The organism is Kocuria sp. cx-455 (assembly GCF_057707085.1).
On record NZ_JBYIPM010000001.1, the window covers coordinates 756,883 to 777,049 of the forward strand.

20 protein-coding genes and 1 pseudogene are annotated in these 20,167 nt (G+C 63.9%); 6 read left to right on the forward strand and 15 right to left on the reverse strand.

All coding sequences use genetic code 11. The annotated features are described in order from the left end of the window. Positions 1–71 precede the first annotated feature (71 nt). On the forward strand, positions 72–941 hold the full coding sequence (locus tag AC3ENJ_RS03475) for an NmrA family NAD(P)-binding protein (protein WP_108871143.1): 870 nt from the start codon (positions 72–74) through the stop codon (positions 939–941). Next, positions 938–1,435 carry an anthrone oxygenase family protein gene (locus tag AC3ENJ_RS03480; RefSeq protein ID WP_108871144.1) on the forward strand — a complete coding sequence of 166 codons (498 nt, stop codon included), beginning with the start codon at positions 938–940 and terminating at the stop codon, positions 1,433–1,435. Before AC3ENJ_RS03475 ends, AC3ENJ_RS03480 begins: the two co-directional genes overlap by 4 nt. A gap of 31 nt (positions 1,436–1,466) precedes the next feature. Here the strand turns inward: AC3ENJ_RS03480 and srmL are convergent, their stop codons facing one another. From srmL to AC3ENJ_RS03500, 4 genes and pseudogenes are all read right to left on the reverse strand, one after another. Then, positions 1,467–2,585, reverse strand: a complete 1,119-nt coding sequence (gene srmL / locus AC3ENJ_RS03485; protein ID WP_108871145.1) for a PheS-related mystery ligase SrmL — start codon at positions 2,583–2,585, stop codon at positions 1,467–1,469. A gap of 174 nt (positions 2,586–2,759) precedes the next feature. Further along, a pseudogene (locus AC3ENJ_RS03490) lies at positions 2,760–3,228 on the reverse strand (helix-turn-helix domain-containing protein); the annotation flags it as partial. Next, positions 3,225–4,406, reverse strand: coding sequence for a Cmx/CmrA family chloramphenicol efflux MFS transporter (locus tag AC3ENJ_RS03495; protein WP_108871147.1), 1,182 nt, complete (start codon positions 4,404–4,406; stop codon positions 3,225–3,227). The gene AC3ENJ_RS03495 and the pseudogene AC3ENJ_RS03490, both read right to left, overlap by 4 nt. Positions 4,407–4,655: 249 nt before the next feature. After that, positions 4,656–5,252: a TetR/AcrR family transcriptional regulator C-terminal domain-containing protein gene (locus AC3ENJ_RS03500; RefSeq protein WP_010154766.1), complete on the reverse strand. Its 597-nt coding sequence runs from the start codon at positions 5,250–5,252 to the stop codon at positions 4,656–4,658. A gap of 57 nt (positions 5,253–5,309) precedes the next feature. Between AC3ENJ_RS03500 and AC3ENJ_RS03505 the strand changes: the two genes are divergently transcribed. Further along, on the forward strand, positions 5,310–6,527 hold the full coding sequence (locus tag AC3ENJ_RS03505) for a beta-ketoacyl-[acyl-carrier-protein] synthase family protein (protein ID WP_431813085.1): 1,218 nt from the start codon (positions 5,310–5,312) through the stop codon (positions 6,525–6,527). 169 nt (positions 6,528–6,696) lie between these two features. Here the strand turns inward: AC3ENJ_RS03505 and AC3ENJ_RS03510 are convergent, their stop codons facing one another. The 9 genes from AC3ENJ_RS03510 to AC3ENJ_RS03550 all read right to left on the reverse strand — a co-directional run bounded on the left by AC3ENJ_RS03510 (position 6,697) and on the right by AC3ENJ_RS03550 (position 15,054). Next, positions 6,697–7,170 (reverse strand): MFS transporter, encoded by a 474-nt coding sequence (locus tag AC3ENJ_RS03510; RefSeq protein WP_431813086.1) that lies wholly within the window; start codon positions 7,168–7,170, stop codon positions 6,697–6,699. After that, positions 7,167–8,042: an IS3 family transposase gene (locus tag AC3ENJ_RS03515; RefSeq protein WP_431813143.1), complete on the reverse strand. Its 876-nt coding sequence runs from the start codon at positions 8,040–8,042 to the stop codon at positions 7,167–7,169. Before AC3ENJ_RS03515 ends, AC3ENJ_RS03510 begins: the two co-directional genes overlap by 4 nt. Beyond that, positions 8,039–8,323 carry a transposase gene (locus tag AC3ENJ_RS03520; RefSeq protein ID WP_431813087.1) on the reverse strand — a complete coding sequence of 95 codons (285 nt, stop codon included), beginning with the start codon at positions 8,321–8,323 and terminating at the stop codon, positions 8,039–8,041. The genes AC3ENJ_RS03515 and AC3ENJ_RS03520 overlap by 4 nt, the downstream gene beginning before the upstream one ends. A 101-nt stretch (positions 8,324–8,424) precedes the next feature. Continuing rightward, positions 8,425–9,576, reverse strand: a complete 1,152-nt coding sequence (locus AC3ENJ_RS03525; protein ID WP_029608018.1) for an epoxide hydrolase family protein — start codon at positions 9,574–9,576, stop codon at positions 8,425–8,427. Positions 9,577–9,613: 37 nt separating this feature from the next. After that, a complete protein-coding gene (locus AC3ENJ_RS03530) occupies positions 9,614–10,384 on the reverse strand; it encodes a hypothetical protein (protein WP_431813088.1) in 771 nt (256 codons plus the stop codon). 85 nt (positions 10,385–10,469) lie between these two features. Then, a complete protein-coding gene (locus tag AC3ENJ_RS03535) occupies positions 10,470–11,588 on the reverse strand; it encodes a hypothetical protein (RefSeq protein WP_431813089.1) in 1,119 nt (372 codons plus the stop codon). A gap of 58 nt (positions 11,589–11,646) precedes the next feature. Then, on the reverse strand, positions 11,647–12,336 hold the full coding sequence (locus AC3ENJ_RS03540; RefSeq protein ID WP_010154772.1) for a response regulator transcription factor: 690 nt from the start codon (positions 12,334–12,336) through the stop codon (positions 11,647–11,649). Further along, positions 12,333–13,535, reverse strand: coding sequence for a sensor histidine kinase (locus AC3ENJ_RS03545; protein ID WP_431813090.1), 1,203 nt, complete (start codon positions 13,533–13,535; stop codon positions 12,333–12,335). Before AC3ENJ_RS03545 ends, AC3ENJ_RS03540 begins: the two co-directional genes overlap by 4 nt. Before the next feature lie 304 nt (positions 13,536–13,839). After that, positions 13,840–15,054, reverse strand: coding sequence for an FAD-dependent monooxygenase (locus AC3ENJ_RS03550; protein WP_431813091.1), 1,215 nt, complete (start codon positions 15,052–15,054; stop codon positions 13,840–13,842). A 128-nt stretch (positions 15,055–15,182) separates the two neighbouring features. Here AC3ENJ_RS03550 and AC3ENJ_RS03555 point away from each other — a divergent pair, with 128 nt between their 5' ends. Beyond that, on the forward strand, positions 15,183–16,118 hold the full coding sequence (locus AC3ENJ_RS03555; RefSeq protein ID WP_431813092.1) for a TetR/AcrR family transcriptional regulator C-terminal domain-containing protein: 936 nt from the start codon (positions 15,183–15,185) through the stop codon (positions 16,116–16,118). 161 nt (positions 16,119–16,279) lie between these two features. On the opposite strand, the gene AC3ENJ_RS03560 is transcribed toward AC3ENJ_RS03555, so the two are convergent. Together AC3ENJ_RS03560 and AC3ENJ_RS03565 are read right to left on the reverse strand one after the other, a co-directional pair. Further along, positions 16,280–17,128 carry a class I SAM-dependent methyltransferase gene (locus AC3ENJ_RS03560; protein ID WP_431813093.1) on the reverse strand — a complete coding sequence of 283 codons (849 nt, stop codon included), beginning with the start codon at positions 17,126–17,128 and terminating at the stop codon, positions 16,280–16,282. Next, on the reverse strand, positions 17,121–17,642 hold the full coding sequence (locus tag AC3ENJ_RS03565) for a GNAT family N-acetyltransferase (protein ID WP_431813094.1): 522 nt from the start codon (positions 17,640–17,642) through the stop codon (positions 17,121–17,123). Before AC3ENJ_RS03565 ends, AC3ENJ_RS03560 begins: the two co-directional genes overlap by 8 nt. Positions 17,643–18,327: 685 nt before the next feature. Here AC3ENJ_RS03565 and AC3ENJ_RS03570 point away from each other — a divergent pair. Further along, a complete protein-coding gene (locus AC3ENJ_RS03570; RefSeq protein WP_431813144.1) occupies positions 18,328–18,822 on the forward strand; it encodes a helix-turn-helix transcriptional regulator in 495 nt (164 codons plus the stop codon). Positions 18,823–19,084: 262 nt separating this feature from the next. Beyond that, positions 19,085–20,158, forward strand: coding sequence for a DNA-methyltransferase (locus AC3ENJ_RS03575; protein ID WP_431813095.1), 1,074 nt, complete (start codon positions 19,085–19,087; stop codon positions 20,156–20,158). Positions 20,159–20,167 lie beyond the last annotated feature (9 nt).

The following is a 20,167-nucleotide window of genomic DNA, read 5'->3' on the forward strand; positions in this document are numbered from 1 at the left end:
GGCATGGTTCTACCGGGCACTACCGCATACCGTCGAAGAACAATCAATCGAAGCTCACAGGAGGAACCGACATGTACGTCATCGCAGGAGCCACAGGCAGGGTCGGATCGGTGACCGCACGGACACTGCTCAATGCCGGGGCTGGGGTGCGCGTGCTGGTGCGCCGCCAGATCGATGCGGAAGCATGGGCGGCACAGGGTGCCGAGACCCGCGTCGTGAAACTGAGCGACCAGACGGCGTTGAGCGACGCGCTTGAGGGAGCGTCCGGGTTCTTCGCATTGCTGCCGTTCGATCTGACTGCCGACGACCTCGATGCGCACGCCGATGCCCTGATCGCTTCGATCAGCGGCGCGGTCGCGGATCGGCGGGTACCGCAGGTCGTCATGCTGTCCTCGGGCGGGGCTGATCTGGCCGAGGGCACCGGCCCGATCGTGGGGTTGTATCGGCTCGAGCGAGCGCTCCTCACGACCGGCGCGGTTGTGACTGCGCTGCGTTCGGGGCATTTTCAGGAGAAGGTCGTCGACGTGATCGACGTCGCTCGTGACACTGGCGTCTACCCGGTGTTCGCAGCGTCAGCCGAGACGCCGGTTCCCATGGTCGCCACTCGCGACATCGGTGTCGCCGCCGCCCAGACGCTGCTCTCCCCGCCCGCTCGCAGCGAGAATGTCGATATCGTCGGTCCTGCCTACTTGGAACGCGATGTCGCCACGGTGCTCGGTACCGCGCTCGGGCGCGAGCTGCACGTTGCGACGATGCCTGAGGACACCTGGACCGGGGCACTGGTCGATGCGGGATTCCGTCCGCATATCGCCGAGAGCCTCGCCGAACTTTACCGGGCCGACGAGCAAGGGCTGCTTGCCCCGCGCGGCGACCGCATTATCCGTGGGGAGTCGAGCCTCGAGGTCACGATCGATCGTCTGCTCACCTCCGGCTTGGGGTGACGATCGTGTTCGACTGTATTTCCACGATCGTGCTTGCCGCCGGTGTCGTCACCAACGGGCTGCTGGCCGGAGTGTTCTTCGCGTTCTCCTGCGCGATCAGCCCCGGATTCAGACACATCGACGATCGCAGCTACGTCAGAGCGTTCTGCGCCATCAACGGGGCAATTCTCAACGGCTGGTTCCTCAACGTTTTCCTCGCCGCACCACTCACTACCGTCGCAAGCGCGATCCTGGCCGTCGGCCGAGAGGACGCATCGACTTTCGGATGGCTCGTCGTGGGCGCTGCCTGCTCGATGCTCTCCTTCGGCATCACTGCCGCCGGGAACGTGCCGCTGAACCGCGCGCTCGACCGGGCATCCGCAGATACGGCACAGCGGCTCCACGACACGCGCAAGGGTTTCGAGGCGCCCTGGAACAGATGGAACCACACACGAACCGTCTTGAGCACTGCCGCACTCATAACGCTGGTGATCGCCCCATTCGGTCAGAGTTGAAGGAAGGCTTCGCAACGCAGGCATATCGGGTTCAGATGAGTTCCATCACCGGCCCCTCGTGGACGGCACGGTAGATCGTGTTGCGGATCGAGTTGGCCTGATCTGCGGTGAGTGTCCGGTCGATCGGGCGAAGCACGATCCGCAGCAGCACATTGACCTGTCCCGGCCGCGTCCCCAACCGCGCTCGTGCGGTCTCGGGCAGGTTCTCATGCTCGGTACGGCTGAGTACTGCGACGGTCTCGATCAGGTCAGTGTCGTCACCGAGCGCCGTGCGTATGCGATCGCCAAGGGTCTCCTCGTCCTCTTCGTCTGTGACGACCACGGAGATATCGCGTCGGGCCGGTGGCAGCGAGGATACATGCCGCCACGGTTCCAGGGTCAGCATCTGCTCGGCGATCCTCGGGTCGGTGGCTCGCAGATAGCGGATGTCCGGGATCGCCTTGCGCAGCATGAGCGCCCGTTCGAGCCCCATCCCGAGCGCCAGTCCCGACCACTGCTCGGGGTCGAGCCCTGAGTCGCGCAGCACCGCTGGGTGGATGCGTCCGCACTCGGCGAGTTCGAGCCATTCACCGTCATGCCGAACATCGATCTGACGCCCGCCCACAGTGTAGGGGTGCTCGGCCTCGGTGATCCTCCACTCGGCTCCTGGGAGAACGGCATCGACCAGTTCTCCAATCATGTCGAGCATGTCCTCGTCTCTGGTGCCTGGCGTGCTGCGGATGCGCCACAGGTCGACCTGGTGAGGTTCTCCGACGTGGCTGCGGTCGACGGCGTCGCGTCGATACACGAGCCCCGGCGCGACGATCAGTTCATCGACATCTCCGCAGCCGACGTAGGCTTCCAGCGCGGTGGGGAGCTCCGCGCTCATGTGGCTGCGCAGCATGGCCGTCGGGCTGACGTATCGGGTGTAGCGGCGGGCGCGGGTGACATCGCTCCGGGCATACCCGAGGCGGTCGTAGTTCGCGGTGATCGAGACGATGGGAGAGCTGCGCACGTACCGGATCGTGCTGCCCCAGCTGCGTTCGAGACTTGCGACGACGGCGCTTAGAAGAGCTTGGATGGCATGTTCGCCCTGGGCGGGATCGGTGAGATCCCGAAGGTCGAGGGCGCGGCAGAGTTGTTCAGGGGTCAAGTAATCGGCATGAGCCATGAGAGTCTCCAACAGGATTGTGGGCTGATGAACGAGGAGAACACCCCCGGCCGCGCCTGCGGAGACCCAGTGAGCTATAGGCGCACGTCGAGAACCCCGCGGCCGTTACCCGGCCGGGGGCTGGAAAATCGCTGCTGCCAACTCATGGGAGGAATTCTAGCAGGAATCGACTCGGCCGTTCGGGATGTGTCCGGTCTTCATTCACGTCGGTGTGCACCATGTGACCGGGGCGCTCAGCCACGATCCTCTGCGGCTCCCGGTTTGTTGCGCCGGTCGGGTCGATCGTCGCTCGGCGGTTCAGCCCGCGATGTGCGAGCAGGCGCGTGACCATACGGCGGCTGATATTCCTACCGCTCTGTTCCAGCTCGAAGGCGATTCGTGAAGCCGACCACTTGTGGTGACGTCGCATGGTTTCGATCATCACCACGATTTCGTTCCGCGGTGCCGTTGGCTGGCGGATTGGAGTAGACGAACGGCCGTGCAAGCCGGGTTCGCCGAATCGGCGGTAGCGTCCGACCCATTTGGATGCGGTGGCTCGAGAGATGCCCATCTCGGCGGCGATATGCGCGAGAGGTCAAGTCCGACAACGCGCGATGACTCGGCGACCGCCTTCGACCGTCAGGGGAGAGTTTGCGTGCGTCACTTGACCGCTTCGCTCTCGACGGGTGCAATCAGCCGAAGAAGGAGAACTGCGAGCAGCAATGCCGTTGCGGTCGCGATGGCGGCCACCCAAACGGGCCCGAGCGCGCCCGGCATAACACTGAGTGCGACAGCGGCAAGTACGGGACCGACGGCTGCGCCCACGTTGAGCGCCGCTGTCGCATATGACCCGGCCATGGTGGGCGCACCCGCCGCCGCATAGAGCACTCGCGTGATCAGCGTGCTGCCGACAGCGAACCCCAACACACCCTGAATGAAAACGAGTCCGAGCAGGGCAACGGGGTTCGTCGCGAATATCGCCAACGCGAGCCACCCGAGCACCAGAACGCTGCCACCGCCCACGATGACGATTCGGGGTCGGGCGTCCGAGAGCCGTCCCGCAACGGTGACACCGGTGAAGGAGCCGACGCCGAAGAGCACAAGCGCCACCGACACCCACCACTGGCTCAGACTGGCGGTCTCTGTAACGATCGGCGCGAGGAAGGTCAGTGTGGCGAAGGTCCCGGCATTCACCAGGGCAGCGAGCAGCATCGTCAAGACGAGGCGCGGGGAGGCAAGCTGAGCCAGCTCCACCCGCAGCGAGGTCGAGGACGGATCCTCCCTTGATGAGTTGTCAGTTTGAGTGGTGAAGCCCGCGGCGATGCCGATCGCAGCGGGGACGCAGAGAAAAGCGATCGCCCAGAACGTCGACTGCCAACCGAGTGCCGTACCAAGCAGAGCACCCGCGGGGACGCCGGCGACGGTTGCGACGGTGGTACCCGCCAGCAGAACCGCCACGGCCCGACCTTTGGCGTCAGGTGCCACGAGTTGCGTCGCCGCTCGCAGCGCGACCGCCAAAAAACCCGCATTGACGATCGCGGCGATCACGCGCGTGATGAACAGTGCAGTGAAGTCCGGCGTGAGTGCCCCTACGACATGGGACAGCGCGAACACGATCACGCAACCCAAGAGTGTCGCGTTCACGGGGAGGCGACGAGTGAGCGCGGCCATCGCAGGTGCGCCGATCACCATACCTGCGGCGAATGCCGAGGTCAGGAGACCAGCAGTCCCCACGGAAACGCCGAAGTGAGTGGAGATGTCGGGCACGAGGCCGGCGAGCATGAACTCGGAAGTGCCCATGGCGAAGACCACCAGGGCAAGAAGATAGAGAGAGAAAGGCATCGAGATAGCTCCGAAGCGAGAGTACGAACAAGAGAACGTCTCGTCACCACGGTCAGCGCCCAAAGAAACGCCCGAATGTCGTACTGCGTGCAGTACTGGGCGGCAGAGCTAGGGGCTCAGCTGAGGTGAGGGGCTGACGGCGTGACCGAAAGCCCCTGAGTGTCCGATTCAGGGCTCGACATACGGCTCATCGTACCCGTCTGCGCCGCAGTTCCCAAGAAGCGTCAACAACCTCCTGGCCGGCAACAACTAGTTCTCATCAGCCAGTCGAAGGGATAGCGTGGCTGCCACGTCAACGGATGACGGCCCTCCTGGGAACCCTGCCTGAGAGATGAGCACGGCTCCGAAGACCGCGCTCCAGAATGTCTTCGTAGCACGGTCAATGCCCTGGTCGGTTGTCCATCCGTGTTCTCTCTGCACTCGCTCCAGAAAACGTTCGGATCGGCGGAACAGAAGACCAAGGCCAGCCTCGATAGCCGGCTGCACCATGGGATTCCCGCGCGCGAGGCCGAGCGCACTCACGACAACGGTCGTGGACGGCATAGTGAGAGCGGTTCGAGCGAGCACTCGTCGCAGAGCATCTGGCGTTGGCGCCCGGCGCCCCGCCTTCTGGAGACGTTCGGTATCCAGTAGCAGAAGCCCGAAAGCGGCATCGATGTACAACGCATCCTTCGAGCCGAAATGGTGGGTGATCTGGTTGGGGTACACCCCAGCCGCCTCCGCGAGCTCGCTCACCGTGACATCTGCAGACTTGCGATCCCTGAAGAGCGTCATCGCAGCGTCGCGAATCCTCCGGCGTGTGTCGACCCCGCGAATGGTTTGGCTGCGCTGATCCATACTGGCCATAACTCAATTGTATGTGATACAACTGGCTTGTATGCCATACAAGCCAGGAGGATGCAGATGCGAATCGCGATGACGGGATACGGTGCGGTGACCCCACTGGGACTCGGGGTAGATGCTCTGTGGTCGGGGTTGATCGAGGGGCGCTCGGGAGTGCGCGAACTGGAGCGACTTGATGTCGCGTGGGCAGACCTCCCGGTTCGTGTCGCCGCTCCTGTGACGGCCGACCTCGAGGCGACTCTGGGCGGTGTCCGTGCGAGGAAGCTCGACCGAAGCCAGCAGATGGCCCTCATCGCAACCGACGAGGCGTGGCGCGACGCAGGCCTTCGCGACTGTGATCCCGAACGCCTAGCGGTGTCCGTCGGAACCGGTGTGGGTGGAGTGCAAACCCTCCTCGACCAAGACGACGTACTTGAGAGTCGCGGTCCGCGGCGAGTGTCACCGCGAACCGTGCCCATGCTGATGCCCAACGGCGCTTCGGCTCAGATCAGTATCGAGTACGCAGCTAAAGCCGGAGTCTTCACACCCGCCTCAGCCTGTGCGTCAGGAGCGGAGGCGATCGCGTTGGGTGCTCGACTCATCAGAGACGGAGACGCGGACGTAGTGATTGCAGGCGGAGTCGAAGCGGCGATCACACCTTTGACCCTCGCCGGTTTCGCCCAAGCGCAAGCTCTCGCCAAACCGGACGGCGGCCCTCCGGAGCGGCTCTCCCGGCCGTTCGACGCCGAGCGCCGAGGCTTCGTACTCGGCGAGGGTGCCGGCATCGTGATCCTTGAAAGCGAAACCCATGCTGCCGCGCGTGGCGGGCGCGTCCACGCGTGGCTTGCCGGGTGGGGCATCACCTCGGACGCGCATCACATCACCGGCACCGAACCGAGCGGAACCGGCCAGATCCGCGCCATTCACAAGGCACTCACAGTCGGCGGCCTCACAACGAACGACGTCGACCACGTGAATGCCCACGCGACCGGAACGATCATCGGCGACCGCGCCGAAGCGCAGGCGCTCCGTACAGTGTTCGGCGAAAGCATGAACGTCACGGCTCCGAAAGGTGCGCTGGGCCACCTGGTCGGAGGGGCCGGAGCCCTCGAAGCAATCATCACGGCACGAACCCTTGAATCGGATGTCATTCCCGCAACCGCCAACCTGCAGAACATCGACCCCGAGATTCATCTGGACGTGGTCTCGGAGACTCGCCGCAAGTCAGTACGAAGCGCGGTCAGCAACTCCTTCGGGTTCGGCGGGCAGAACGTGACGCTTGCAATGTGCGCCGCATAGGATCAAGCTCGTCTGCGAGCCCGACCACGGGATGCACAACGAGTCCTTTGAAGTTCAGCCCGTACTTGTTCTTGTCGAGCTTCCTACCCGGCCAGGTTCGCTCGGCGTGCGAGAGCGAGCAGGATGAGTGCTTCGAGCGCGAACGCCGCGGCGATGAGCGGAAGTGCAGCTATCCCGAGCCCGGATATGGCAACACCGCCGATCGCGGCTCCCATAGAGACGCCGAGGTAGGTCCCGGAGGTGTTGAGTGCCAGCGCTTGCCCGGCGACAGAGCCATCGCCGCGACAACCCGCAGTATCATCAGCACGGCGAAAGACGGAGCTACAGCTGCTGCGGATTTGGTGAAAATGAAGACCAACAGTGCGAATCCGAACAGGCGCCGACGTAAGGCGTGGGCAAGGACCACTGTCGCAATCGGTGCGGCCAGGGCGACCGTCAATGAGGATACCGCGACGAGCTGCCCGGTTTGCCCCTCGGTAACACCGAGATCATTCGTAAGCTCAGGCAAGACGCCGCGATTACATAGTCGCCGGTGTAGAGCACAAACGCTGTTGCGAACAGCCAAGCGTGCATCTGACGTATCCCCTCTGAACGGAGGCGGAGCTTGACCCGGTTTCCCGGACGGTTCTTGTGTGTTGATCATGCCGCGATTTCTGCGTCGGTGTGAAGTGCTTCGTAGTCGGCGGGGCTGAGGTAGTCGAGAGCGGAGTGCCGGCGGCGGGGGTTGTAGAAACCTTCGATCCACTCGAACATGGCCGATGCGAGTTGCGTCCTGGAGTCCCAGGTCGTGCGGTCCAGGAGTTCGCGTTGCATGATCGACCAGAATGACTCGATGAGCGCGTTGTCGACGCTGGATGCGACTCTGCCCATTGATCCGAGCAGCCCTGCTTGACGGAGTCGGTGGCCGAAGAGCCAGCTGGTGTATTGCGCGCCTCTGTCCGCATGAACCACGGTGCCTGGTTCGGGTCGCCGCCGCCAGCGTGCCATCTCGAGCGCGTCGACGACGATCTCCGCAGTGATCCGATCCGAGATCGACCACCCCACGATACGACGCGAGTAAGCGTCGATGACGGCGGCGCAGTAGACCCAGCCGTCCTTCGCGCGGTGCTGCGTGATGTCGCAGAACCACAGCCGGTTCGGAGCGTCCGTGCGGAACTGCCGCTTCACGAGGTCCTCGTGCGTGGCCGTGTCCGGCTTCCAGCCGCGCCGCTTGCGGTGATGCGCGACCCCGACCAGCCCGTCCAGCCGCATCAGTCGCGCGACACGTTTTCGGGCGACGTGGACGCCGAGACCGAGTCGTAGCTCGGCGAGCACCCTGGGAGCTCCGTAGGTCTCTCGTGAGTCGGCGTGGATGCGTCTGATCGTTGTCATCAGTTCCGCGTCCGCGACCGCCCGAGCCGACGGTGATCGACCCACCCAGTCGTAGTAGCCAGAGGTCGAGACGTTCAAGAACCGGCAGGCCACCGCGACGGGAACACCGTCCGCGGCGAGCTCCTGGACCAGCCGGAACCCTATTTTGGGAGCACGTTCTCCCTGGCGAAGTACGCCGACGCGCGCTTGAGGATCTCGTTCTCCATCTCCAGCACCCGCAGCCGGCGCCGCAGCTCGACGAGCTCCTTGTGCTCATCCGAGGTCAGACCGGGCTTGCGGCCTGAGTCGACCTCCTCGCGATTCATCCAGTTGCGAAGACACGACTCGCTGATCCCGAGATCACGCGCGGTCTGACCGACAGGATTGCCTTGGGCGACAAGGTCCAGGGCTCGACGCCGGAACTCCGGCGGGTGGGCAGCAGGCATCTCACGGACTCCTTCCGAGACGATCATCGCCTCAACTCAGGTGTCCGGGAAACCGGGTCAAGCTCCGGCCCTGGCCCCACAATGTCACTTGTGTGCCGTGCTCACCGCAGCGGCCGGAAGAACTCCCTTACATCGTCCAGCAGCAAATCGGGTTCCTCGAGTGCGGCGAAGTGTCCGCCGCGCTCTTCGACATCCGTCCAGCGGACGATGTTGTTCGCCTTTTCTTCCGCGAAGCGCAGTCCGACGTCGTGCGCGAACACGATCACCGCAGTGGGCACCCCGGAGCTTGAGGGTTCTGCGCCCCAACCTGCATCCTGCGCATAACCTACGTACGCCGCCGACCCGCCCGTCGCCGTGAACCAGTACAGCGACGCGTTGTCGAACAGGAACTGCTCACCAACGATTTCAGCAGCCGGTACATCTGCGGGGTGCGTCCATTCCTGGAACTTGTCATGGATCCACGCGAACTGGGCGACGGGACTGTCCGTGAGCATCGCACCGATCAGTCCCGGCCGTGTCGACTGGATCGCGATGTAGCCGAACTCTCTCTGCATGAATTCGCCGACCCGTCGCATCCGATCCTGTTCGATCGGAGTCAGCGCCGCTGCGGTTTCCTCATCGACCTCGCCGACAAATGAGCCCACCGACCCGTTCGCATGCACGCCGATCACGCGCTCAGGGGCGAGCCGTCCGATCTCGGGAGCGACGCCCGCGCCCACATCGCCTCCTTGCACGGCGAACCGGTCGTAGCCGAGTCGAGTCATCAGCTCGAGCATCACCGCGGCGATGTCGCCGCGTTTCCAGTCGTGTCCGACCAGTGGCGTAGAGAAGCCGAACCCTGGATGTGACGGGACCACAACATCGAACGCGTCGGCCGCATCGCCGCCGTGCGCGACCGGATTGGTCAGAGGCCCGATCAACTTCTCGAACTCGAGGAACGATCCCGGCCAGCCGTGCATCAGCAGCAGCGGTGTCGCCTCCGGATGCGGCGACCGCACGTGTACCGCGTGGATGTTCTGCCCGTCGATGCTCGTGATGATCTGCGGCAGGGCATTCAGGCGTTCCTCGGTGGCGCGCCAATCGTGCTCGGCCCAGCGCGCGATGAGGCTCTGGAGCTCGGACGACGGGATGCCGGTGCTGCGATCATCGACTGGAAGCGGATGCTCGAATCGGGCGTTCGCGAGGCGTGAGCGGAGGTCTGCGACGGCGGCCTCCGCGATCTCGACGCGGAAAGTCTGGATGGTCTCGTTCATGTGCATGTCTTCCTTCTTGTTGGTGTGCTTGGAGTAGTCAGCGTGTCTTGTGATTCTTGGGTGAGAGCCTTCCTGCGGTCGCCAGTGTCGTCATGCCCCAGACCAACCATCCGCCGTACACGAGCAGGCCGGTAGCGGGATCGTCGGCGGGGCTCCGCGCCACGCCCCACAGCCCTGAGACGCCGAGGGATAGCAGGAGGAGGCCGCCGATCAGAGCGACAGGTCGCACCCATTTCGGCGCGGGGCGATTCCACCAGCGCATGGCGATCACGAGCGCCGGTACCGCGGCGAGGGATACTGCCACCGTTATATAGAAGGTCGCATCGACGACGCCTACCGTGTCAGGCGGGGCCGCAACGTCGATCCCGAACGCCCAGAGCGTCTTGAGTGTTGGATAGACGAGCGACGCGGCGATCCCGATGAGGGGCATCCAGGCAGGCACTGGTACGAGCAGATCGCGTGCGGGTCTGAGCGGGTTCGGTAAGAACCACAGGCTATAAAGCGCGATTGCGGCCCCGAGCGAAACGCAGGCGGAGATCGGATCCACTGGGAACGGGATCGCCCCGACCGCTCGCAGCAGATGCAGGAGCAACAGCGTGCACGCGGTCGGCAGCAGCAGTGCCGTCGCGATGAGCAGCCCGGCGTAGCGCTGCCCCGTCGTCCGTGCGAATACACGGGCCAGAACAGCGACGACGATGCCTGCCAGGACAAACCAGCTCGGCGAGTTGACTGCGACATAGTCTGCGGCCGAGTGCAGGAGCGCGAGGACGCCGACGGCGGCCCCTAGCCCGAGAGCAGCCCAGCTCACGGTCGACCCTCGAGTCTCCACTCGATTCGATTCAGAAGTTTGTTGAAGCATTCTCTTTCTTTCCAAGTCGTGGTGGACCGCGAGGTCATACGTTCTCGGCTCGGCGGTGCAGGGCATATCCCCACGTCGCGAGCGCCAGAAGTGGCCCCCAAAGCCAGAACGGGAAGACTAAAGCCGTGGTCAGCAGAGGTATCGCGATCCCAGTAGGCGACTCACCCGCGAGCAACAGAGAGTCGAGTCCAGCAGCGGTGAATAGGACGGCCACGGTCAGTGCGGGAACGACGGCCACCCCCGTGGGGATTGCCCTACCTCCGACACGGCCGAACCAGCGAGGCACCCGCGAGCCCCACGGCAGGATGAGTCCGAGCGTCAAGACGCCTCCAGCGAGCATCGCTGAGCCGAGGATGAGACCGTTGGCGAATGTCAGAGAGGGGTCGTCCGACTCATGCGGGTTTCCGAAAAGTGGCCATGGCGTCAGCCAGCTGAGTCGCGCGATGACGTACGGCAGCGCGCAGCACGCCGCGATCACCGTGATGGCGACACGGTGCCGAAGCACAAACACCCCGGCCGCTCCCGGAGTGCGGTACAGAAATGACGCGCCGACCAGGAACCAGATCCCCGCGAACAGCATTAAGACCAGTGGCGTGACAGAACGTACGGTGAGCAGATCCACGGCGAAGTCAAAGTACAACGAGCGAAGCGGGGTCGGTCCGAGCAGCAGGACGCCCATCACGGAAAGACCGGCGAGTGTGGCGAACACGCGCATTGCGGGCGTTCTCATCGCGAACACGGCGAGCGCGAGAAGGATCAGGGGCAGTAGGTATGCGAGCGTATAGCCGGCGATGGCGAGTCCGCGCAGGCCAGTCAGACCGACCGCGCACGCCATGCCAATGGCAATGGCGACGCCGCTCAACAGCGGAGTCATGCCGTGCCTGCCGAACAACGCTGATAGTCCGACTGCAGATGCCATTGCGCCGACGCATGCTTGGAGCGCAGCAGCGGCCATCTGGCCGAGGGCAGTGCTGTTGAACAAATGGTGGATCGGCGCCGGGTTCAGACGAGCAGCGTAGGGGCTGAGCTCTGGCGCGACCAACCACACCAGACTCGCTGAGAGCATGAGGACGCCGAGCGCAGTGCCAAGCCAGTGCAAAGCCCGCACGCGGGATTCCGGCGTACTTGTCCGAGGAAGAGCAGTGGCGTTCATGGCATCTACTCTTCCGAGAGAGACAGCCGAGATCATCGCTCCGGCAGGCGAGAGCGGCTCACCTGAGCGGGTGATCTTCACCAACCGCTGAACTGTCGCCCGGTTGCACAAGGCCGTTCTCGTACGCCCAGATCACGACCTGGATGCGATCGGAGAGCCCCAGACCCGCGAGTACGGCCTTCACGTGTGTCTTCACAGTGTTATCGGTGAGGTAAAGCTTCGAACCGATCTCAGCGTTAGAGGCCCCGCGTGCCAGCAGCGCGAACACCTCGCACTCGCGCGGTGTGAGCGCGTCGAGGAGTCCGTCGGACGGCAGCACCTGGCGGCGCACGTGTCGCAGCAGTGACGCCGCGGCGCGCGGGGCAACCGCGGCGTCTCCTTCGGCGACTCGGATCACCGCATCGCACAGATCCGGCGGTCGCGTATCCTTTGTGAGGAAGCCACTGGCACCGGCCTGGATCGCGCCGAACACATACTCGTCCAAGTCGAAGGTCGTCAGGATCAGCACCCTGGTCTGCGGGCTCACTCTGAGAACCTCGACAGTGGCTGCGATGCCGTCCATGCCTGGCATCCGCACGTCCATGAGGACCACGTCGACGCGATGCGACAGAACAAACGACACGGCGGCCGCTCCGTCGTCGACACCACCTGCGACCTCGATGCGAGGGTCGGCGCCGAGCACCGTGCCGAGCGCTTCACGCAGCAGCACCTGGTCGTCGGCAAGCAGCACCGAGATCGGTCTGTTCATGAGGATTCCTCAACGGGCAGTGTCGCGCGCACGCGCCATCCATGCCCCTTCCGAATGTCTAGGTCGCCGCCCGCGCGCCGTACCCGCTCGACAAGGCCGATCAACCCGGTCCCGTGCGAGTCTGCCGCTCGGCGCAGAGGACCTTGTCCGCCGTCGTCACCCACCGTGACAACGGTCTCGGCCTCCTGCCAGTCGAGGCTGACGTCGATTTGTGTCGGTGGCCGGACATGCCTGATCGCGTTGGTGACCGCCTCTTGGACAACGCGGAATGCCGCGAGATCGGCGTCAGGCGCCAACCGTCGCGGGGTGCCCTGCACAGTCAGCTCAATCGTATGCTCAGCACTATTGGCGTGTTCGACTAGCCCGGCGATCGCGTCGACCCCGGAGACCGGTGTCAGCGGACTCGCGTCAGGATCTCCGAGCGTATGGATCATGCTGCGCAGGCCACGCATGGCCTCGCGTCCGGTCTCCGCGACGCGCTCGAACGCGGCATCGGCCTCCGGGCTGTTGCGGGAGGCGCTGGATTCGGTCACAATACGAGCGGCCTCTGCCTGGGCGATCATCACCGTTAGCGAGTGCGACACGACGTCGTGAAGATCCCGGCTGATCCGCGCCCGTTCTTCGCTGACAGCATGTTGCATCGATTCTTGAGCTCGCCGGTACTCAGCGAGACGCGACTGGCGTGCCAGCGCACCGAGAGCCCACGCCGCAAGGACCGCGGCGACGAGGCTTACCGTCTCGAACAACAACGTCATGCGATCGCTGAAAGCGGTTTGCACTGCGCTTGCCGCGGTGATGAGGCCGACCCCGAGTAGGCCAGTAATCAGGGCGCCGAGCGAGTGCCGGCGGTTCTGGCTCGAGGCCAACCGCCACAACAACAACAGGTAAGCGACACTTGACGGCAGGAGCGCTGCGCTACCGATGCCAGGAACGATCGTGAACGCGAGGAGGAGCATTAGCACCGATCCACCGACGAACGCGGTGATCGGACGCCTGGTGCAGAAGAACCCGGTCACGTGCAGCAATACGAGGAGGGAAATAATCCATGTGAACTGCCCGTAACTCAGCGGTTCGGGTGCCGCTTGTAGCAGGCCCACAACTGTCAAAGGCAAAGCGAGAACCATCATGATCGCGGCGGCGACAACCTCCCCTGACACGGTTCGCCGGCGCAGCCGGCTGGAGAACTCGCGATCGCTCATCACAACGCAATTATCCGACAGGAGCGAATGTGCCGCCTCACCCGCGAGAGTGAGAGGACCCTAGTGAGCGTCTTGTCCTCAGCACCCCTCGGCTGTAGACCTGGGCTGCCGCAGCGCCCGGAACATACGCGAGTCAGCATCTGCACGCTGTGCCTTAGTCGGATATGCAAGTGATCCCCAATGGCTGCGCCCACGGTGAATCCGGCTTGGAAGCGTGTGACGGGAGCACCGGCGTTGAAATTCGAGGGCGTCGGTCAGTGTCACAGCTAGCGAGTGATATCTCCCGTCCCCAGCTGCGGCAACTTTATGTATTGAGACCGGCCCGAGGATAGTGTGGCAACTCGATGTCGGTGGATTTGTTGAACTGCTTCTGCATGAATCCTCGCATCGGCCAGCGGGTAGCCCAGGACATCGATGCCTGGACAAGACGGATCGCGAGGCCGTTCATCGGGGCGAACCCTCCCGTCCCGCCCGCGAGCTGCTGGGCACCCTCGGCATAGGGTCGCACTATCCGGTCGTAGGCTTCGAACGCGGCAACATGCCCCGCCCCGGTACCGAGTTCTCCTGCCAGGACGTAAGCCCCGACGAGGGCGACGCTGGTGCCCAGCCCGCTCAACGGGCTCGGGCACGCCGCCGCATCACCAATCAACGCAACCCTGCCATTCCACCACCGGTCGAGGTCGACCTGACCCATAACGTCGAAGGAGAAGTCTGATGACGTGCGGGCGGCTTCGAGCAGCTGTGGCGTTCGCCAGCCGGCGTCCGCGAAACGCTCGTCGAGGAGCGCAACCTGCGCGAGGCGGTTATGTCGGTTGTGGCGGATCGTCTCGCCTCGGCGCAGGCGGAAGCTCAGCGCTGCCTTGGACTCCGTCCTGACCCTACCCGGACGGACGGAGGCGACGAGCCCGCCGGCACGGTTGTACGTCTGGTACCAACCGTTTAGGTCGTCGAACGCGGGGGCTGTAAACCATGCCGTGTACAGGTCGAGAGACTTGACGAATTGCTCCTCAGCCCCGAAAGCCGCAGCACGCACGGCCGAGTGGAGGCCGTCGGCGCCGATGACGAAGTCGAAGCGACGTGCTGGTGCGTGGCGGAAGACTACCTCCACGCCGCTGGCGTCCTGGGTGAGCCCCGTGATTGTGTCGTTGAAGAGGTATTCAACCTCGCTGTCGAGTTCGCGATAGAGCAGGTCGACGAGATCTCCCCGAAGGATCTCGATCTCGGAGATGAATCCCTCCCCATCGAAGTCATCGGATCTGATCACTGCGCGTGGGTGGCCGCGCTCGTCGACCCAGGAGATGCCGGCCTGGTCAAGGCAGATGCTACGGGCATCTTCGAGCAGGTCCATGCGCTCGATCACTGTGCGCCCCGCTCCACGCAGGTCCACCGCCTGCCCGCCCTGCCGCGGCGTTGGCGCGATTTCAACAATCGTAACCGCGAAGCCGTACTTGCGTAGCCAGTACGCACAAGCCAGCCCCGCGATGCTTGCACCTGAGATGAGTATTCGTTGTCCAGTCATGCTGCCACCCTAGGAACGCCCGACCAGAACGAGCAATCGCGTACTAGTACAGCTGGTGTCCCTGGACGGGGAGATGATGATGATCGCGGTGTTTGCCGATCGGCGGTGTTCTAGTACAGGATGAAGAGATGAGCACCTCGTCGACGACTATTGCCAATGAACTGCGCGACCAGATCGTTTCCGGTGCCCTGCTGCCCGGAGAGCAGCTTCCCTCTGCGCGGGAGATCATGCGAACCCGGCACGTCGCCATCGCCACGGCCAGTCGGGTGCACGCGCTGTTGCGCGCCGAAGGACTCGCGCTCCCCGTGCCAGGGGTCGGAACCGTCGTGGCGGGAGATCGCAACGGCGGTGCGGGCCGCCTTCGTACCCGTCGGCCAAAGAATCGACATGCTCAGTCTGCAGTACAGGGAGCTGCACCACTCAACGTCGAGCGGATCACGGTCGCCGGCGTCGCGATCGCCGACGCCGAAGGCGTGGAGATGCTCTCGATGCGCAGAGTCGCTCATGTGCTGCGAACCCAGCCGACGTCGCTGTACCGGCATGTGACCAGCAAGGAAGACCTCGTCTTGCGGATGATGGAGTACGCCCTCGGAGAATGGTCCCCCGTGGCCGGAAACGGCGATTGGCGAGATCGGCTGATCCAGGGTCACCGGGAGCTCTGGCGGGTCTTCCGCCGTCATCCGTGGCTCGCACCGCAGCTTTCAGTGACCCGGCCGCAGCTCCTCCCCGCGGCGCTATCCTTCGCAGAATGGGCGATCCAGACATTGGGGCAGGCCGGCATTAGCTCTGGGGAGGCGTTCGAGGCGCACCTGCTCCTGTTCACGCAGATACGCGGCATGGCCGTCCTGCTCGAGCCGGAGGCTGAGGCCGAATCTACTTCCGGGGTTGACGCCGACACATGGGTCGAGGAGCGCATGGATGTGCTCCGGGATCTGACTTACCGGGATCATCATGCTGGCCTGCGATCGCTCGTCGGATCTGGCTATGAGCTCGACCTGGATCGACTCTTCGAACGAGGCCTGGGCCTTCTCGTTGACGGCATCGCTTCTCGACTCGATTCCTAATGCCGCACTTCCAACGTCAGCAGGAGTGCTATGGCGTGCGAACTAACCGCCTGGAGAGCGCGCGAGCCGATCACGAACTGCGACAGAGCACCGCGACCCGATCACGAAAGTGGACGCGACGACCAGGGCGCGTTCGCGACGGTCGACACAATTGTGGTCTCTCACCGCTTGATCGCACGGGTGGCGATGTAGGCCGGGAAATACTGCGCAGTGATGTCTGCGTGATGTGGCGCTTCAGTGAGATCGGTGAGCATGAAACCCGCTGACAGCTGCCCGCCGATCTGCTCGGTCAGCGAATGACTGTACTCAATGGGGCCATCTCCGTAGGCGCGCGACCGGTCGCATTCCGAGAGGTCGAGCGAGCTGAAGGGAAGTCGATGGCGCACGACGAACTCTTGTTGATCGAGCGACACCTCATCGAAGAGGTAGACATCGGGGTTCATGAACCCGGTGAGGAGCAGTCCGCCGGGCCGGAGGACACGGAACGCCTCCGCCCAGACCGGAGCAAGGTCGGGGCAGAACACGTTCGACACGGGGTTGACGATGATGTCGAACGCGTCGTCGGCAAAAGCGCTGAGGTCCCGCATATCGCCCAGAACAGTGTGAATCTCAAGCCCCTCACGTGCGGCGACCTCGTCGTCACGGGCAAGTTGCCTGGGAGAATTGTCGAACACCGTTACGGTCGCGCCCGCGGCTGCGAGGATAGGCCCCTGCTGACCTCCACCAGAAGCGAGGCAGAGTACGCGAACGCCGACCAACTCGGCGGGAAACCAATCGCGCGGCGTCCGTTCATGGCCTATAAGGACCACGGACCAGTCGCCCTCGCGTGCGCGTTCGATGATGCGAGTGCCTACCGGTCGCGACCATTCGATATCGCTGTCGACGAGACGATCCCAGGCGAGGCGGTTATGTGCAACTGGATCTAAATCTTCTCCAATGACGGCCGACCCTAACACGCCGCTGGAACGCTCCCTCGCGTTAGGGGTCATCGAGTCAGGCCCGTCAGTCATCTTGAAGCCTAGACGGAAAATCACTAGGGCTTGACATTCTCAGCGTCACCCCGAGTCCTGTAGGCCGTATCAAGGCGACTGAGCTATTCGTCATATTGGCCGTGTCGTCATGGAATCCGACCGAGCGGTAGTAGCGGATAGCGTCCTCGTTCGAGCGTTGAATCACGGCGCGGATGCGCTGTACTCCGGTTCCCTCTGCGATGGCTGCAGTAGCATGTGACAGGCTCCGGCCGAGGCCCAAGCCTCTCGCACTGACTGTAACGAACGTGGCGATGTCCGCCATGTCGTTCGGCAAGTCCGCATGGAAGCGCTCAAGGGCCTGGAAGCCGAGGATCCCCTCGTCGCTGTCTGCTAGGAGACAGCTGATGCAGTGGGGGCCGGTGATGAACCATTCCGCGAACTCGGGGCCGGACAGCGGAGTATCGATCGCGGTCTTTCCACCTTCGGCAATGATGCTGTTCAGTAGGCGGGCCAACTCTTCTGCGTCGTCGATTTCAGCCTGGCGAATGTGCATACAAGCACCCTAGTTCCAGGCTGGAATTCTTCGGATCACCCGTCCGGGTGACCCGGTCTCACCCGACTGAGCGATGACTTGAGCCGCCACCCGCTGAAGAGTGGAAGACATGAATACCGCCGCTCTTGCTTCTGCAGGAGAATCAAATAGTTCGGTCGGAACCCTGAGCTGGTTTGACATTTTGCTCCAGTCATCACGCTTTCTGCAAGTGTTTATGACTCATCGCGAGGCCCAGCGGTTGAGGCGATGGTAAAGCAGTTGTCCAGGGTAGGAGCCGAGCGTGGTGGTATTGACAGCATCTGCATTGTTTAGCAGCCAAGGCCCGCCGTTAACAGTCCGCGAGCAGCACGCAGATGCTCCCTCGGGTCCAGTTGTTGCTGAAGCAGTAAAGGTCATTTTCGGAATTTCAGGTTGGGCAAGGGTCTCCTCCTTTGAAGACTCGGTGCCCCTCAACGCGGGCACGATATTGGTAGTCCCAGCTGAGGTGGCGTGCTCAGGAGTTCCATTTGGGCACGCTCGAACGATTACGTTGTATCTCAGTCCGGAGTATCTAGCCGATCAAGTCCGTTGGCTCCCTACCGCACATCCGCTCGTTCATCACCTACATCAGGCACTCGACGACGATACCGGGTTGCAATCAATGCAGCTCGCGGCGACGAGCTCGCAAGACCTCGCTCCGCTGCTTATGCAGCTTGCTCGCCCTCCCAATAACGACTCAAGCTTTTTCGCACTCCTGGCTGGGGTTGCTGAGGTGTTTGATGCACTCGGACGGCTTGCGGGCACACGTTCTTCCTGTGCCGCAATAGCGGATGCGGTGCCAAGTCGTGAAGTCCTCACTGCGCTATCGCTGTTGCGGTCGGATCTGAGTGTTCCGTGGCGGATCGATTCCTTAGCACGGGCCGTCTCGCTATCGACCTCACAACTCACCCGGCTGTTCCGCACCCAGGTTGGTGTATCGCCAGGAGCTTTCCTAAACCAGCTGCGGGCGGATCGGATGGCGGAGCTCCTCGCATCTACACATCTCACGGTCGGCGAAGCTGGAGTGTCCGTCGGCTGGCCTGACCCGGCGGTCGCCTCGCGGTCGTTCAAGCAGCGGTACGGACTCGCGCCCAGTACCTACGCGAACTTCTACCGTACCGCTGACCGTTGTCGTTCCGAGATTCCGTCGCCGGCCCGGTGATTTGGTGCTGTCGACTCCTGAATGCTTATCGGACGTGGTACTCGTTGATTGCCGATCGTGTGTGGGAGAACGAAGCTCGGGATTTCAGGGTCGCGCAGCTCGCTCGTGGGATGCGGGGAGGCGGAGCAGCTTCTCTGTTTCCAGGCTGTTCGGGGGCGCCGCGACGTGGGCTCGGGAATGCTGGGATGGCCCGTACCTGCTGGGTGATCCTGATCGTCGCACACGGCGGCGAACAGGCCCCGAACAGCAGGGAGCCCTCGTCATGCCAGACCCCGTCCCGCGCGGCCCGGGCGCCGCCGCCCTTCCGTCCCCGGCCTTCACCGATGCCCGCGTCACGCTCTACCACGGTGACGCGGTCGAACTTCTGCGGCTCTTGCCAGAGGCCAGCGCCGACGCGCTGGTATCGGATCCGCCGTACGGGTTGAGCTTCAACGGGCAGGCCTGGGACGACGCGGCCGGGTTCCGCGAGTCGCTCCCGCATCTGGACACGGCGAGAATGACGCCGCCGGAGGTGTTCGAAGCGTGGTGCGGCGAGTGGGCTGCGGGTGCGCTGCAGGCGTTGAAGCCCGGCGCGCACCTTGCCGCGTTCGGCGGTGCACGCACATGGCATCGCATGGTGCGCGCCCTGGAGAACGCAGGCTTCGATATCCGCGATCAGATTGCGTGGCTGCACACCACCGGGATGCCCAAGAGCATGGATCTCTCGCACGCAATCGACAAGCACCAGGGCGTGCAGCGTGCAGACCGGATCGTGCAGCTCAGTGAGCACGAGGGCGTCCTCGGCGCAACGCGTTCGGTGCTGTCCAGGGGCACCCCGGTCACCGAGGACGCTGCACGCTGGGAAGGGTGGGGCACCGCACTGCGCCCCGCGTTCGAGCCGATCATCATCGCCCGCAAACCGCTGTCGGGCAGCATCGTCGGCAACGTCCTCGAGCATGGTGTCGGCGGCATCAACATTGACGGCGCCCGATTCGCCGATGAGCGGTGGCCTACGAACGTGGCATTCGATCCAGGGCAGGCCGACGCGCTCGATGTGCTGACCGGAACGTGGCAGGGCGAGTCGCTGTCGCGGAAGTTCCCGATCTTCCGGTTCGAGCACAAGCCCACCGCCTCCGAGCGGCCCCGCGCCTACGGCGTCTCACACACGACGGTGAAGCCCCTCGCGCTCATGCGATGGCTGGTAACCCTCGTCGCCCCAGTCGGCGGCGTCGTCCTCGAACCGTTCGCGGGCTCGGGCACCACCGTGCAGGCGGCAGCAGCCGCGGGATTTCAGGTGGTCGCGTTCGAGAAGAACGCCGACTACATCCCGCTCATCCGTTCCCGCATGGAACAGTGACCGGCCCGC